This window comes from Algoriella xinjiangensis (assembly GCF_900115015.1).
Taxonomy (GTDB): domain Bacteria; phylum Bacteroidota; class Bacteroidia; order Flavobacteriales; family Weeksellaceae; genus Empedobacter; species Empedobacter xinjiangensis.
Genome location: NZ_FOUZ01000003.1, coordinates 48,497 through 64,455, shown reverse-complemented (window position 1 = coordinate 64,455; position 15,959 = coordinate 48,497). Strand labels below are relative to the sequence as shown.

Genomic DNA, 15,959 nt, shown 5'->3' with positions numbered 1-15,959 from the left:
AAATCTTTAAAAAAAAAACATTTTTAAATACATAAACTATTTAAAACAAATAATTTAAAATGTATTCATATTCTTAATTTATTGCATAAAAAAAAGAGAGTCTCTATAAAGAAACTCTCTTGTTGTAGCGAGGACAGGACTCGAACCTATGACCTTCGGGTTATGAGCCCGACGAGCTACCTACTGCTCCACCTCGCGATTTAGTAGCGAGAACAGGACTCGAACCTGTGACCTTCGGGTTATGAGCCCGACGAGCTACCTACTGCTCCATCTCGCGTTATTGGATTGCAAATATACGAACATTATCTAAATTACCAAACATTAAGCATTTTAATTTAAACAATTAATTAATTTTCTTAATTACCGAAACGTAAAATACTATTAATCAATATTATACCTATAAGATAAACGAATAAAATTTCAAACAAATTTTTTATTTAAAAAAACATTATCATCTCATTTTATCAAAATAAGATGATAAATTTTATTAATTAGCTGGTATTGGTGGATGTTTTTCTATAAAATCAATTGCTAATTCTGCAGTATCTGTCAAAAAAAGTAATTCTTTATACGTTTTACCAACAGCCAATTGATGTAAAACTGAATATATTGCGGTGTCTTCTACATATCGTTTTTTACTCAAAAAAATCATTGGACTATAATAACCTGATGTACCATAATGATTTTGAGCTGCTTCCTGAAAAATTTCTTGTGTTGTTCCAGCGCTACCAGGCGCATAAACCAATCCAAATAAACTAATTGTTAACAACATATCTTCTCGAATACTATTCGAAAAATATTTTGCAATATATGTCGCAAATAAATTACTTGGCTCATGACCATAAAACCAAGTTGGTATAGCTAAACTTTCGGATCCGTTTGGATAAAGATCTAGTACTTTTTTAGCATTTGTCATATAATTTCGGGCTAAATACTCGGTTTTATTGTCGTCAATAAACTCTAAATCAGCCAAAATATCAATTGCGATTTTTAAATCTTCTTTCGAATAATTTGCCATATAAGCCCCTAAATTAGCTGCTTCCATAATTCCAGGTCCACCACCAGTTACCACAAAATATCCTTTTTTAGTTGCAAGTCTAGCAGCTTTTGCTGTTTCGTTATAAAACTCAGAATTTCTAGCGGTAGAATGTCCACCCATAAAACCTACAACTTTTTTCTTTGTCATACCCGCATCATCATATTCTAATATTCTACGCAAACCATCGTCAATAGAATGATCGTGTAAACGTTGCGCCAAAGCCTCTGATAATGGTGGATTATATTTATGTTTAGAAAAATGTTTATAAATTTTTAAATCTGTACTTTGATCATCATTTGGATCATAACCTTTCATCAATTCTTGCCATGTATACAGTTTTCCACGGTAAGGATTGTACGGAATATCTGCAAATTTTGGATAAACAAAAGCGCCACGTTCTATTAAATGTATTGCTTCATTTTGTTTAAAATGACAACCCAAAAAAGTGGTATTACAAAGTGTATAATCTTCCCAATTAATGTTTTGTTGAATAAAATTTACATCTTGAATGACTTTATTTGTTAAATTCTTGGTTTGACGATCTAAGACTTTCCATTCAGATAAATTATGAATCAAATCTTTTATAGGCTTTATTTTCATTCGTTTGTTGCTGTTATTGCTTAAATTTAAAGAAATGAATTTACACGATTTATTTTAATCCAACGAAATCAAAACTCAAAAATTCATCATTCTAGCTTATATTTGCACATTGTTCGTACTCATATATTTGGGGAATCGTGTGCAAATCACGAGCTGTCGCGCAACTGTAAGTCAAATTATTGATAAGCCAGATTGCCAATAGATGAGTTTACTGATAATGCTTTCGCCGTTTAAAAGCTAAATCAATGTTATATGGAATTAATAAAAAATCAAAACACCACAAAAAAACATTATCACAAGATTTTTTTAGAAACAAAGAGTAACGTGTAAATATATGATAATGGAAGTGGAAAAAACACCAAGAGAAGAGTTGATCGAGCAACGTATCAATAATTCTGAAACACGCATTTTTAAAGCGGTTTTCCCAGGAGATACAAATCATCACAACACCATGTTTGGTGGATCGGTAATGTATTTGATGGACGAAATTGCTTTTATGACTGCAACCCGTTTTTGTCGTAAACCTATTGTTACGGTTAGTAGCGATAAAATTGACTTTAAACATTCTATTCCGGCCGGAACTATCGTAGAATTTGTAGGAAAAGTAGTTCGTGTAGGACGTTCTAGTTTAGATGTACAAATTGATGTTTTTATCGAAAGTATGTACCGAGATGGACGCGATAAAGCAATTAGTGGAACATTTACGTTGGTTGCAATTAACGAAAACAAAAGACCAGTTCCTGTTATTGATTAACAGCGAACTATAGAAAAAATTAAGATCCTTTATCCATTTGATAGAGGATTTTTTTATGTTTTTATACTATATGTTGATAATATTCTAAACGTTTAGTAGTTTTACAATAAACACAAACGACAAAAAAATGGAATTACCTTTTGCTGAACCATTTCGAATTAAAATGGTCGAAGAAATTTATCAATCTACTAAAGAAAATCGCGAAAAATGGATTGAAGAAAAAGATTACAACTTATTTAACCTAGAAAGCCACAAAGTATTTATCGATTTATTAACCGATTCTGGTACAGGCGCAATGTCTGACAAACAGTGGGGCGCAATGATGACTGGAGACGAAAGTTATGCTGGTTCTCAATCTTTCTTAAAACTGAAAGAAACAATTAATACCATCACAAATTACCAATTTGTTTTACCTACGCATCAAGGTCGTGCAGCAGAAAATGTATTGTTTTCGGCTTTGGTAAAAGAAAATCAAGTAGTACCTGGAAACTCTCATTTTGACACAACTAAAGGTCATATTGAGTTTAGAAAAGCACATGCGGTAGATTGTACAATTGATGAAGCTTTTGATAGCGAATTAATTCATCCTTTTAAAGGAAATATCGACTTAAAAAAACTAGAAGATATTTACAAACAATATGATAAAACGCAAATTCCGTTTACATTAATCACTGTAACTTGTAATTCGTCTGGTGGACAACCAGTTTCTATCGAAAATATTCGTCAAGTTCGCGAATTATCTAATCAATATGGTATTCCAGTTTTCTTTGATGGTGCGCGATTTGCAGAAAATGCTTACTTTATTAAAGAACGCGAAGCTGAATTTAAAGACAAAACAATCAAAGAAATTGTGTTAGAAATGTTTTCTTATGGAGACGGAATGACAATGTCTGCGAAAAAAGATGGTTTGGTAAATATTGGTGGTTTTATAGCACTTAATAACGAAGAGCTATATAAAATATGTGGAAATTTTGGAATTATTTACGAAGGATATTTAAGTTATGGTGGATTAGCTGGACGTGATTTAGCTGCTTTAGCACAAGGTTTACAAGAATCGACTGAATATTCGTATTTAAAATCGAGAATCAATCAAATTGAATATTTAGGTAATAAATTGATTGAATATGGTATTCCGATTCAGCAACCAATTGGTGGACATGCAATTTTTGTAGATGCCGTAAAATTTTTACCACATGTATCGCGCGAAGAATTTCCTGCACAAACATTGGGTGTAGAATTGTACAAAGAAGCTGGAATTAGAGGTGTTGAAATTGGAACAATTTTAGCCGATCGCGATCCTGAAACAAGAGAAAATAGATATCCAAAATTAGAGTTATTGCGTTTAGCAATACCGAGAAGAACATATTTTCAAAGTCACATGGATTATATTGCAGTTGCATTAAAAAATATTTATGACCGACGAGAATCTATAAAATCCGGTTATGAAATTACTTGGGAATCTGATATTTTACGTCATTTTACAGTAAAATTAAAAAAGAAATAAGAATAAAAAAATGCTCGATTATATCGAGCATTTTTTGTTTTATTTGAAATATTATTTTTGAAGTGGTATATTTTTTTCTTTACAATATTTTTCAATATCAGAATCATTAGAAAAATATGTATCACAAAATTCATCTAGTTCTTTTTCAGCTCCTGTAATATATTTTTCACTTGCTGTCAAAAGTTTTTCAGTTTGTTCAATAAATCTTTCAAATTCATTATTTATTTTACAAAGTTTATCAATTGTTTTAAAATCTAAATCACGATAAACTGCAGGGAAAAGAACTTTACTTTGATATGGATTTGCGTTTAATTCAATAACTCCAATTCCAAAGGATTGATTTAATCTTGCCATCTCTTCATATAAATTATCACTAAACTCAAAGGCAACAAGAAAACCATAATTTGCCCAACTTGAATTTGACACTGCTTGAAAATATGCTTTCTTTAGTTCGCTATCACTATTTATTTCTCTCTTTAATTCATATGAACTTAATTTAAAGGTATCAACTCTATTTATTGATTTAAGAAAGTTTTGACTAGCTTTTGTCTGTAAATTGAGAAACTTAATTCCTACAATATCCGGATGAGTCCATATTTGATTACTATCTTTTCCATTAGATTGTTCATGAAAAATTGTTTTAGAAAAAGTCTCCGTATTTTTTAAATAACTACTTAAAAGCTTATGTAAATCTCTTTCTTCATAATTTTTCACTTTAGGTTTTATAAATTCATCTGATTTAGAAACACTAATTTCATTTTCATCATTCAGAATATCAATTCCTATTTTTTGTTCATTTTTAGTTAAATAGTAATAATAAGTACCGTTTGGCTTTTTAATTCTTTTCACCCTCACATCTCCATTTCTTATAAAATCTCCAAGCTGTGCAGAAATTGTAGATGCTGGAGTTTTCCCTTTTAAAAACTCATAATATTTTTCATTAATAATATGATTATAAACTTCAGTATTATAAACAGGAATTATTAAATCCTCTAAACTTTTTAAAATAGCTTCTTTGATTGTCATTGAGTTCTATCTAAGTTTTTATTTTTATATATAATTAACGCATTTTTTTTAAACAATAAAAAAATTATTTCCATCTCCAATCTCCAGAAATTCGCAAAGGTGTTTCTAAATTTCCTTTAATTAAATTTGATTTTATTTCTTCTTCTGTCCAACGTTTTGCTGGTAAATCATTCAAATTACTTAAACGATACAGTAAATATGTTTCTAAAATTACATTGTTTTTTAGTCCAATTTCTTCTACATAATCAAATGTATCACAATTGGCATGATAACAATTTAGCGCTCCTTTTGTAAATTGACTATCCGACAAACCTATTATTGGCACGCCTTGTAACATAAATGGTTGATGATCCGAATGCAAACCTACATCTGTAAATGCATTTAATTTAAAATCTGGAATCACTTTCTGTACATCTTTTGCATAATCATTCAGAATACTCAAATTAGCTTCCATTGTCGAATAATAAGCTTTCGGATTGGTGGTCATATCCATATTTGACATTGCTTTTATTTGATTGATAGAACCGTCTTTTATCGCTTGTTCTACATAAAATTTAGAACCTAACAAACCAACTTCTTCGCCCATAAACAAGACAAACTCTAACGTACGATCATTCTGTAAATTCAGCTTTTTGTAGGTACGCGCAATATCAATCACAGAAAAACTTCCTACACCATTGTCAATTGCGCCCGTTGCCAAATCCCAACTATCCAAATGTCCGCCTAAAACAATTTTTTCATTCGTGAATTTAGAACCTATTTTTCGAGCAATAATGTTACGACCTTTCATTGGTCCAACATCATTTTTCATCTCTATTTTAGCAACTTCTTTTCCTTTTGTTAATTGTTCTTTTATCTTTAAACCATCTTCTAAACTAATATTAATCGCCGGAATTTTGATAATATCGCCCGTTACAGAAGCTGTTCCCGTCAATAAAATTCCACCCGCGGGACGATTAAACAAAATAATTCCTTTTGCTCCATATTTTTCTGCCAAAGCAGTTTTCTCCGAACGGTGTAAATTTTCTGTTTCTTTTGCAGTTCCGTCTAATAAACCTAACGCTGCGAAAACAATTTTTCCTTTTACTTTATCACCTAATCGTTTGTAATCATCTTCTAAACCATTGCCTAAATCAATTAATTCTCCTGATAATTTTACATTTGCTGGCGAATGCGCCAATGCAACAGCTTTTATAGGTTGATTATTTACTTTTAAATCTAAACTTTTACGGTTCCAACCATTAAAAGTAAATTCCTGAAAAGAAACATCATAACCATAACTTCTTAATAAACTTGCAGCATATTCTTCAGCTTTTTTTCCATTTTCGGTTCCAGTTGCACGATGTCCAATTGTTTCGGTTGCTTTTTTAAGTTGCATGTAAGCTTCCGAATTTACCTCAACTTCTTGGTTGATTAAATCTAAAACTTGTTGATTAGTTTGAGCAGATAACAGCATTGTTGACGATATGAAACATGCCGTTAATAATTTTTTTGATTTCATGTGTGAGTATTTCTATAAACTTAAAAATGTTTTGGGAAAAATGGATGAGAAATAAGGTAGAATTTTATTTTTTTATAAACATCACAAAAAATAAGGGTTATCGTACTACATAACGATAACCCTTTATTCATTTTTTATCTAATTATAATGAACTTATTTTACTACAATTTTTGAAGATGATTGCGCTGTTTTCAAAATATAAACACCTTTTTGAAGAGTTGTTTGTACATTATTTTGTCCAATTTTTAAATCTCCTTGTTTTACTAATCTTCCATTAACATCGTAAATTTGATATGTAGATTTTTCTTTTGTATCAATTGTAAATGTTCCATTATTCGGGTTTGGATAAAGCTTTAATTTATCTAATTTTACTTCATTTGTACTTAAAAGACATCCGTAATTTGAATAATCTACTAATCCTAAAGCTGCATTATCTGGTTTATGAAAAATAACACTTTCTACTCTTTCTGCTGTTAAAATAGGATCCCAACAATTGCCTTTCGCTGGTATATTATTCGCCGAATTATTATATAAAGCATAGTCTACGCCTGTATTTCCGTTATTCTCAAAAACATTATTTCCATTGGTCATATCTATATTTGTTCCATTACCAATAATAGTAATTCCCCAAAGATTTCCTTTGATAGTATTCCCTTTAATTACTACAGATGTTTTAGGCGCTGTTGCTGTTTGAGAAATAGAAATACCACTTCCACCAATATTTGGTAGATTTTCTGTATTATTATTTTCGATAATATTTCCAATAATATTTCCTCCAGCAGTAACTCCAGTAATTGTAATTCCGTAACGATTATCTTTAATTGTATTATTTTCGATTTGCGCAAAACTAATTACACTTAATAAACTAGAAACAGAAATTCCGCCCACACGTGTATTTGCTCTATTTCCTATAATTGTATTATTTTTAATAACAGTTGTTTGATTTTCTCCACTTGGTCCCATGTTAATTTGTGGACGATTAGAATTTTCTTTGTTATTATCTTCTAAATAATTATTTTCAAAAATTAAAGCAACGGCTTGATTAGCTCCAGAACCTACTACTGGAGTAATATTGTGTTTAAAAATAGAATTTGTAATGATTGGATTTCCTCTCGAAAAATTAATAGCACCACCTGTTGCAGCACCCGAATTTTGATAAGAAACTTCAGATTTATCCATTGTAAAATCTGAATTCAAAGCTCTTAATCCACCTCCATAAGTCATTTTAAATTTAGAAAATTTAGCGACAGCACTTTCTTCTAATCTTACACCTTTAAAATAAATAGTACCCGGATTAGTTGAAGTAAATAAAACTTGATTAGGAGCATTTACTGTAATTTGTCCGGCAATCGTAATTAATTTTCCATCTGCAATAGCCAAAGTATAATCACTATCCGAAAGAAAAGTGTCTGTTTCAGCTATTGTTAAGTCTTGGGTTAACGTGTAAGTGTTTGTTGCAGCATCGTAAGAAATATCTGCTGTAAGCACGTCTAAATCGGCAATGCGATACGTTGTACCTGTATTAGGCGTTGTGTACTGTGCAAAAATTAGTTGTCCTAATATTGCAAGAGAAATTGTAAATATTTTTTTCATAACTAAGTATTAATTAGTTTAAAACTACAATAATACATGATAATAAGAAAATAATAGTGTTGAAAAACATCACAAAAAAAATAGTCTTCAAAAAATGAAGACTATTTTTATATACATGCTATTATATCTTAGTGAGTAGGTACAAAACGATCTCTCGCTTCTTGTAATAATTGCTCAGCTTGTGCTTTATCACCGTAACCTTCGATAGTTGTTGTTTTATTTTCTAAATCTTTATAAACTCTGAAAAAATGTTCAACTTCTTTCAATGTATGAGGATTCATATCATTGATATCATTTAAGATATTCCAAGTTGGATCAGCAACAGGTACACAAATTAATTTTTCGTCTTGACCTTTGTCATCAGACATTTTCAAAACACCAATCGTTTTAACTTCGATAACACATCCTGGTACTGTAGGCTCAGTTAAAAAAACTAAAACATCAATTGGATCACCATCTAAACCTAATGTATTTTCTACAAAACCGTAATCAGCTGGATAAACCATTGGAGAATATAAAACACGATCAAAACGGATTCTTCCTGTTTCGTGATCCATTTCGTATTTGTTGCGAGATCCTCTTGGGATTTCTATAATTGCATCAAAAGTCATTTTAAATCTATATTTAATTTATTATTATCTTAAAAACTCCAGTCCATTCCGACTGTCACGCCAAATTTACGAACATCTGGCAAATTATTATAATTTCCGCGCCAATTAAAATCAACACGCAATGGTCTAATGTTTCCAAAACCAATGTTTTCTATTCCAAAACCATATTCGTAATAGATTTGTTGATTTGGAGCAAAATACTGAATTGTTGAACGATTAATTGCTTTACTCTTATCCGAAATATCACCATAAGCAGCACGTAAAAAACCAACTTCTCTTAATTTTAATTTCTTGATTAATGGAACTTTATTCAAAATCCATCCATTAAAATGGTGCTCATAATTCATCGTTACATATTCGTCTGTTACAAATTCGTAATAATCTAACTGCGAAAAAGTACCATAAACTTGTCCATAACTTTCGTTACCCGGAATTGCACTCATCAATGATAATGGAACACCTTGGAATGTTTTTCCTGCTTCTACAGTTATCAAAGATTTACCAAAAGAACCAATCAAAATTGGTTGCGAATATAAGAATTGTAATTTATCATATTCAAAATCTGAATTAATTACTCCTTTTAAGCCTTTTGTATAACGCAACATCAAAGTTGGCGCAAGTGTAGACATTTCGTAACGATCAATCCCGTATTGAGAATATTTAGCACCTGGACGAGCAATTACAGAAACACTAACGCTAGAATTTGTTACGGTTTCTTTTATTTTTCCATCTTTTTCATACGCTACAGAAAAAAGTGAAGAATCGGCAGGTTTTATTAATTGATAATTTCCATCTACACGAAAAGTTACATTTTTCCAAGGTTCAATCGATGTGTAAATATTTGTCAGATTATTACTGCTTAAATATGCATTATTTCCTTGACTAATAATTGACGACGAAGCAAAACTACGCGTCATAATTCCGTCCGAAGAAGTTAACGTTGCCGCTAATTGTTCTACATCGCGTTTTGTACCGATACCAATTTGAAAACGATTAAATTTATTGAACATCGTTCTAAAATCAGCTCCGTATTTAAATTTATTGTCTCTAAAACCATACGCTAAAAATCCTTGCGCACGCCACATATCATTCTGAGAAAAATATGTTCTGGCACCAGCACGCAAACGCACACCTTCAATCTCATTATAACCAAAAGACGAGTATAAATTACCAATATCTATCGCATTTAACACATTGTAATAACCCGAACCAAAAACCTCGATTCCTTTTACAATGTTATTAAATTTGGGAACTTTATTTAGTTGTTCTAATGTTTCGTAAATACCTTCTTGATCTTTAGTTAAAGCTTCGGGACGATTTTCTACCCAAAACTCATCCGACTTTTCATTTAAAGCAGATTTTGCAGGATCTAATCGTTCGTAATAATAACTTTCTGGATTAGATGTTTCGAAATCATAGTTGTAATAATTAACTGTTTTGTGTGCAAAAATACCTTTCGAATCTTCCTTTTTACTCAAAATAGACATATCCAACATGGCATATTCTTTTTTGGGATAAAAAACCGAATCGTTTGGAATATCGTATTGCAAATTCATAAAGATATTACGCACAAAGTTTACGTTAATTTCTTTAGTTGTTTCCATCACAACCTCTTTTACGGCATACGAATCTTTCGAAATATACAATTCACCTTTAAAAGTTAATTCACCTTCGCGACGTGGATAATATTTTATACGATAAGATTCTACACCATCAACATCAATTGTATCTTTCAGCTCATAATCATAAACCGCAAAACCATCCGTCGCAATTGGACTTACAAATTTTATGTCTAAAATATTAACACGATTGTCGTAAACATCTATATCTCTGAAAAGATTTTTTACAGTAGATGCAACAACTTCGTTTTTCTCGAAACCTGATGTTTTATTTGCCACTAATTCGCGGCGTTCTTTTGTAGATGGCTTATTGATACCCGCAACTTTGTAGATTGACTCGTTAAGAAAGGCTGGTAAATATGTTTTTCCGTTGATAGATGAAGTATCTACTTTCTCAAAAACAAATTCCATTCCTTTAAAAATCTTACGTTTCATAAACGTAGAATCTACATTGCTGATATCAAATTCTAATTTCTCGTATTCATCGTATTGATAATGAGGAATAGATTTTAAACCATTTTTCTTTTTACGTTTCCAAACTTCGCGCAAAATGGCGTAAGCTGGATTTTCTTTCTTTTTTAGGCGTTTTTTCTTTGCAGAAACTACAGCTGTTTGTAAATCTACCGTTCCATTATCTTCTTCCGTTTCTTCTTCGGCTACAAATAATTGTGCTACATAATTGTAGTCAATCTTATTCTCTAAAATATAATTTGCAGTTTCAAATCCAGTTTTAGATACACTTAATTGATTTGTATTACCTGTAGATTCGATATAAAATGTACCATCAGAGTTAGATGTTGCACTTACTTTTAATTCGGGAAGTCGAATATCTGCATAAGGAATTGGTTTCAAGGTTTCTGAGTCGATGACTTTACCTTGAATTTTGACTTGCGCTTGAACAAGCGCACAAACAACTATAAAAAAAGCTGTTAGTTGACTTTTCATTGATAAATTTTGGTTAAAAAGTAAAGTCTAGCAAATTATGTGCTAGACTTTACAAATATAGATGATATATCTTATCTTATTTATACATTACCGATTTTACTGCCTCTACAAGATCTTTAACTTGTGGCATCCATTCGTTATATAAATTCGGTGCATAAGGCGCCGATGTATCTTTTGTTGTAATACGTTTGATTGGTGCATCTAAATGATCAAATGCTTTTTGTTGCACCATATATGTAATTTCTGAAGCAACAGAACCAAATGGCCAAGCTTCTTCTAAAATTACTAAACGATTTGTTTTCTTTACAGATTTTAAAATCGCATCATAATCTAATGGACGAACTGTACGTAAATCAATAATCTCGATGTTAATTCCGTCTTTTGCTAATTCTTCTGCTGCTGTGTAAGCTTGCTTAATAATTTTACCAAAAGAAACTACTGTTACATCAGATCCTTCACGTTTAATTTCTGCTTTACCGATTGGAATAGTGTATTCTTCATCTGGCATTTCCATTTTATCTCCATACATCTGTTCAGACTCCATAAAAATAACTGGATCATTATCGCGAATTGCAGATTTTAATAATCCTTTTGCATCGTATGGATTAGATGGTACAACAACTTTAAGTCCTGGTACATTTGCATACCAATTTTCAAAAGCTTGTGAGTGCGTTGCACCTAATTGTCCTGCAGAAGCAGTTGGTCCTCTAAATACAATTGGACAGTTAAATTGTCCTCCTGACATTTGGTAAATTTTTGCAGCATTATTGATGATTTGATCAATTGTAACTAGCGAAAAATTAAACGTCATATATTCTACAATCGGACGACAACCCGTCATTGTAGATCCAATAGCGATACCAGAAAATCCAGCTTCAGCAATTGGTGAATCAATAACTCTTTCTGGTCCAAATTCGTCCAACATTCCTTTCGATGCTTTGTAAGCACCATTATATTCTGCTACTTCTTCTCCAATTAAAAATACAGATTCATCGCGACGCATTTCTTCACTCATTGCCTCTGCGATTACCTCTCTAAATGTTTTTATAGCCATTTTATGCGATTTCGTTACGTAATTATATTTTTTTCCTAAAGCAAATGTAATAAAAACTTAGTAATTTTTAATAGGAATTGAGCGCAATAAAAAATCCCAAAATATTTAAAAGTTATTTTGGGACAGATTATTAATTAAAATATTGATGTTTTGTTTTAGAACCAACCTCTACGGCCTTCTACATAAATTCGGTCAAACTCTTCGTCAGTTTTTGTTAAATAAATAATTCCTTCTATAAAACCAATAACTCCAGCAAAACCAAAAGTAACAACTGTTAATACGATTTGAATAATTCCTTCTTTTGTATATCCTAAATAAAATTTATGAATTCCTAATGATCCAATTACAATTGCTAAAATTCCGGCAATTAATTTTTTCTCTGATTTGTACGGTTGATTGTTTTCCATAGTTGTTGATATTTGTATTTAATATATGTTTCAGTTTTTACTTATTGCAAATCTATTCTACATTTTAGACATAAAATATCCCTAAAAATAATGATTTTACATCAAAAATCTACAAACACTTATTATTTTAATATTAACGTTTTAACACATCATATTACACTACAATCTCTACAATTTTTATACATTTGCCCAAAATGGTGCTCAACGAGTGAGTTAAAAGGGAATTTGGTGCAAATCCATAACTGTCCCCGCAACTGTAAATTCATTAAAAACTTTTGCTACAAATCCACTGTGTAAAAGACGGGAAGGAAAAAAGAGGTTTGAATAAGTCAGGAAACCTGCCATTAAAACAATTTAAAAATAAGGTGTTTTCGGAGGAAAAACAGGTTTTTATATGAAAAAACTTTTTTTTAGTTTCGCTTTAATTTCTTGCACTTTGCATGCTCAAAATGATACAATTAGTCTTCAACCATTGATACTAAATGATGCATTTTTGACCAATCATTACAAATCACAAAGCGTTATACAATTGAATGATAGTATTATCAATCAAAATCCAGGACAATTAACGCAACTTCTACAAGCAGAAACGCCAATTTATTTTAAAGAAAATGGACGAGGAATGGTTTCTTCGCCTTCATTTCGTGGAACTTTAGCTTCGCACACAGCCGTTGTTTGGAACGGAATTAATGTAAACTCGAACATGAATGGTCAAACGGATTTTAATGTTTTTAATAGCAATTCGTACGACGGAATTTTAATTCAACCAGGTGGCGGAAGTATTGGTTACGGAACGGGTGCAATTGGCGGAACAATACATTTGTTAAATAAATTTGATTATAACAAAGGTTTACATCAAAGTTTAAATTTAGGTTACGGAAGTTTTGATACGTGGGCGGCTAAATATCAGTTAAAATATAGCTCTAAAAAGTTTAGCTCGTCAGTAGATTATTCAAGAAATCAATCTGATAATGATTATAAAACGCCTAATTATCTTGCATACAATCGAAATGGAAAATATTATTTCAACTCAATAAATGCTAATTTTGGTTATCGTTTCAATCCAAAAAATGAAGTAAAAATCTATTCGATGTTTAACTTCGGAAAAAGAGAATTTCCTTTGGTCGATTTTAATTCGACGCCAAGTGGATATGATAATTTGGATTATCGCTTAATGTCTGAATGGAATTTTAAACCAAATGATAAATGGCAATCTGAAATAAAATTGGCTTATATCCACGAAGAAAATGACTTTTACACGAATATTCACCAAGATTTTGCAACCAATTTAAAAGTTGATAATTATATTTTAAAATATTATTTGAAACATCAAATCGCTCAAAATTTTCAGCTAGCAGTTTTAACCGAAGCTTTGTATAATGAAGGTGGCGGAAATAATTTAAAAGCGAGCACTCGAAATTCATTCAATTTTGCGCTGATTGCAACTCATCAATTATCAGATGTTTTGAATTATGAAGCAAGTATTTGTCAAGATTTTTCGGACAAATACAACAATCCTTTTATTTATGCTTTGGGTATTAATTATCGTCCGATAACGGCATATCAACTTCGTACAAATATTTCTAAAAACTATCGAATACCAACGTACAATGATTTGTTTTGGAAAACTGGCGGAAATCCTGATTTAAAATCAGAATCGGCTTATCAATTTGAAATTGGAAATGATTATTTAGGTAAAAATCTAAAAATTCAATCCAATTTATTTTACAATAAAATTGATGATATGATACAATGGACACCAAGCCAAAACAATAATAGTATTTGGGTTCCTAAAAATATCAATCAAGCAAAAACGTATGGTTTCGAATTGATTGGAAGCTACACTTACAACGCTTTTCGTTTCAACACAACATACAGTTACATCAAAACAAAAGACGAAAAAACGGGTAAAGAATTTATGTATTCACCAAATCATAAATGGACAGCGAGTGCGCAATACACGTACAAACACTTATCTGCTTATATACAAAATACATACACGGGTAAAGTATTTACGGTTACAGATGAAAGCGCAACACTTCGTGATTTTTGGACAACAAATTTTGGTCTAAATTATACGATTTCACCAAGTTATAACGTTGGAGTTAAAGTGAATAACATTTTTGATCAAGATTATCAAACACAAGAAAATCGTTGGCAACCTGGAATAAATTATAACATACAAATCCAAATAAAATTTTAAAAAACTATGAATAAGTTTAAATCAATCGCTCTTGTAGCCTTAGCTGCTGGTCTATTTTTACAGTCATGTTCTAACGATGATGATGGACCAAGCAACGATCCAGATAATGGAAAATACACAAATGGAGTTTTCATTTTAAATGAAGGAAAATTTAATGCTGCGAACGCAGATATTACGTATTTCAATCCTAGCAAAAAAGTTGAAAATGGCGTAAATCCTATTCAAGAAATTTACAAAAAAGGAAATGGAAGAAATTTAGGTGATGTTGCGCAAAGCATGATTTTTAAAGGAAATAAAGCCTATGTTGTTGTTAATAACTCTGATAAAGTAGAAGTTATGGACAATACAACTTTTAAATATGTAACAACAATTACAGAAAAAATTAAAAGTCCTCGTTACATCACTTCAGACAGCAAATATATTTATGTTTCGAATTGGGGAGATTCTCAAAACCCGAACGACGATTATATTTCTTTGTATACTATTGCTGATAATAAATATGAAAAATCGATTCCAGTTTTAGAAGGTCCAGGACATATTATTGTTGATAATAACAAATTATATGTTGCTTATGAAGAAAGTGGACGTAATGGAATTTACGGAAAATCAGTTGATATTATTGATTTAAATGGAAACACAAAAACAACAGTTAATGTTGGTGATGCGCCAACGGGAATGGTAAAAGCAGGTAACTTTTTATATGTTTTAACACAAGGTATTATTGATTGGAACAATAATCAAAATTCTACTGGTGGACGTTTAGTTCGTATTGATTTAGCAAATAACAACAACTCGTCAACTTTCAATTTTGCGAACACAGATCATCCCGATTTTTTAGTTGAAAAAAATGGTTTCTTGTATTATGCACTTAATAATGACGTTTACAAAATGGCTGTAACTGCAACAAGTTTACCAGCATCAAAATTATTTAAAACAAATGCAACATCATTATATGGTTTAGATGTTGACGCAAACTCTATTTATGTTTTAGATGCAAAAGACTTTGCTAGCGCAGGGAATTTAGCTATTTATAACTTAACGGGAGTTTTACAAGAAGATGTTACGACTGGTATCGGACCAAATTCTATTTACATTAAATAATA

The 15,959-nt window shown here is 31.0% G+C and carries 12 protein-coding genes, 2 tRNA genes and 2 riboswitches; of the genes, 4 read left to right on the top strand and 10 right to left on the bottom strand.

Annotation, left to right across the window (positions count from 1 at the left end; all coding sequences use genetic code 11):
- Positions 1–125: 125 nt before the first annotated feature.
- The 3 genes from BM072_RS03450 to BM072_RS03440 all read right to left on the bottom strand — a co-directional run bounded on the left by BM072_RS03450 (position 126) and on the right by BM072_RS03440 (position 1,639).
- Positions 126–198: transfer RNA gene (locus BM072_RS03450), tRNA-Met, on the bottom strand.
- Between the two features lie 6 nt (positions 199–204).
- Positions 205–277 (bottom strand) — tRNA-Met (locus tag BM072_RS03445).
- Between the two features lie 210 nt (positions 278–487).
- On the bottom strand, positions 488–1,639 hold the full coding sequence (locus tag BM072_RS03440) for an LOG family protein (protein ID WP_092906586.1): 1,152 nt from the start codon (positions 1,637–1,639) through the stop codon (positions 488–490).
- Between the two features lie 119 nt (positions 1,640–1,758).
- Positions 1,759–1,845: riboswitch (adenosylcobalamin-variant (AdoCbl-variant) riboswitch) on the top strand.
- A gap of 134 nt (positions 1,846–1,979) precedes the next feature.
- Here BM072_RS03440 and BM072_RS03435 point away from each other — a divergent pair.
- Positions 1,980–2,393, top strand: coding sequence for an acyl-CoA thioesterase (locus BM072_RS03435; RefSeq protein ID WP_092906584.1), 414 nt, complete (start codon positions 1,980–1,982; stop codon positions 2,391–2,393).
- 127 nt (positions 2,394–2,520) lie between these two features.
- Complete coding sequence (locus BM072_RS03430) at positions 2,521–3,897, top strand: tryptophanase TnaA (protein ID WP_092906582.1); 1,377 nt, start codon at positions 2,521–2,523, stop codon at positions 3,895–3,897.
- A gap of 51 nt (positions 3,898–3,948) precedes the next feature.
- Here BM072_RS03430 and BM072_RS03425 read toward each other — a convergent pair whose 3' ends face one another.
- The 7 genes from BM072_RS03425 to BM072_RS03395 all read right to left on the bottom strand — a co-directional run bounded on the left by BM072_RS03425 (position 3,949) and on the right by BM072_RS03395 (position 12,653).
- Positions 3,949–4,923 carry a hypothetical protein gene (locus BM072_RS03425; RefSeq protein WP_092906580.1) on the bottom strand — a complete coding sequence of 325 codons (975 nt, stop codon included), beginning with the start codon at positions 4,921–4,923 and terminating at the stop codon, positions 3,949–3,951.
- A gap of 64 nt (positions 4,924–4,987) precedes the next feature.
- A complete protein-coding gene (locus BM072_RS03420) occupies positions 4,988–6,424 on the bottom strand; it encodes a M28 family peptidase (protein WP_245752041.1) in 1,437 nt (478 codons plus the stop codon).
- Positions 6,425–6,577: 153 nt separating this feature from the next.
- Positions 6,578–8,017 carry a T9SS type A sorting domain-containing protein gene (locus BM072_RS03415; RefSeq protein ID WP_092906578.1) on the bottom strand — a complete coding sequence of 480 codons (1,440 nt, stop codon included), beginning with the start codon at positions 8,015–8,017 and terminating at the stop codon, positions 6,578–6,580.
- A 128-nt stretch (positions 8,018–8,145) separates the two neighbouring features.
- Positions 8,146–8,628 (bottom strand): inorganic diphosphatase, encoded by a 483-nt coding sequence (locus BM072_RS03410; protein ID WP_092906576.1) that lies wholly within the window; start codon positions 8,626–8,628, stop codon positions 8,146–8,148.
- Positions 8,629–8,657: 29 nt separating this feature from the next.
- Complete coding sequence (locus BM072_RS03405) at positions 8,658–11,192, bottom strand: DUF5686 family protein (RefSeq protein WP_092906574.1); 2,535 nt, start codon at positions 11,190–11,192, stop codon at positions 8,658–8,660.
- A 76-nt stretch (positions 11,193–11,268) separates the two neighbouring features.
- On the bottom strand, positions 11,269–12,297 hold the full coding sequence (locus tag BM072_RS03400; RefSeq protein WP_260562373.1) for a pyruvate dehydrogenase complex E1 component subunit beta: 1,029 nt from the start codon (positions 12,295–12,297) through the stop codon (positions 11,269–11,271).
- 104 nt (positions 12,298–12,401) lie between these two features.
- The gene (locus tag BM072_RS03395) at positions 12,402–12,653 is read right to left on the bottom strand and encodes a TM2 domain-containing protein (protein WP_092906570.1); all 252 of its coding nucleotides are present in this window, start codon (positions 12,651–12,653) and stop codon (positions 12,402–12,404) included.
- Between the two features lie 178 nt (positions 12,654–12,831).
- Positions 12,832–13,013: riboswitch (cobalamin riboswitch) on the top strand.
- A 34-nt stretch (positions 13,014–13,047) separates the two neighbouring features.
- On the opposite strand from BM072_RS03395, the gene BM072_RS03390 reads away from it, so the two are divergent.
- Entirely contained in the window at positions 13,048–14,856 is a 1,809-nt protein-coding gene (locus tag BM072_RS03390) for a TonB-dependent receptor (protein ID WP_092906568.1), read from the top strand.
- Positions 14,857–14,862: 6 nt separating this feature from the next.
- Positions 14,863–15,957, top strand: a complete 1,095-nt coding sequence (locus BM072_RS03385) for a DUF5074 domain-containing protein (protein ID WP_092906566.1) — start codon at positions 14,863–14,865, stop codon at positions 15,955–15,957.
- Positions 15,958–15,959: the final 2 nt, after the last annotated feature.

What these genes read in the sequence shown, in the direction of transcription:
- BM072_RS03425 (WP_092906580.1), bottom strand. Translation starts at nt 4,923, where the DNA reads ATGACAATCAAAGAAGCTATTTTAAAAAGTTTAGAGGATTTAATAATT.
- BM072_RS03435 (WP_092906584.1), top strand. Translation starts at nt 1,980, where the DNA reads ATGGAAGTGGAAAAAACACCAAGAGAAGAGTTGATCGAGCAACGTATC.
- BM072_RS03395 (WP_092906570.1), bottom strand. Translation starts at nt 12,653, where the DNA reads ATGGAAAACAATCAACCGTACAAATCAGAGAAAAAATTAATTGCCGGA.
- BM072_RS03430 (WP_092906582.1), top strand. Translation starts at nt 2,521, where the DNA reads ATGGAATTACCTTTTGCTGAACCATTTCGAATTAAAATGGTCGAAGAA.
- BM072_RS03440 (WP_092906586.1), bottom strand. Translation starts at nt 1,639, where the DNA reads ATGAAAATAAAGCCTATAAAAGATTTGATTCATAATTTATCTGAATGG.
- BM072_RS03390 (WP_092906568.1), top strand. Translation starts at nt 13,048, where the DNA reads ATGAAAAAACTTTTTTTTAGTTTCGCTTTAATTTCTTGCACTTTGCAT.
- BM072_RS03405 (WP_092906574.1), bottom strand. Translation starts at nt 11,192, where the DNA reads ATGAAAAGTCAACTAACAGCTTTTTTTATAGTTGTTTGTGCGCTTGTT.
- BM072_RS03420 (WP_245752041.1), bottom strand. Translation starts at nt 6,424, where the DNA reads ATGAAATCAAAAAAATTATTAACGGCATGTTTCATATCGTCAACAATG.
- BM072_RS03385 (WP_092906566.1), top strand. Translation starts at nt 14,863, where the DNA reads ATGAATAAGTTTAAATCAATCGCTCTTGTAGCCTTAGCTGCTGGTCTA.
- BM072_RS03410 (WP_092906576.1), bottom strand. Translation starts at nt 8,628, where the DNA reads ATGACTTTTGATGCAATTATAGAAATCCCAAGAGGATCTCGCAACAAA.
- BM072_RS03415 (WP_092906578.1), bottom strand. Translation starts at nt 8,017, where the DNA reads ATGAAAAAAATATTTACAATTTCTCTTGCAATATTAGGACAACTAATT.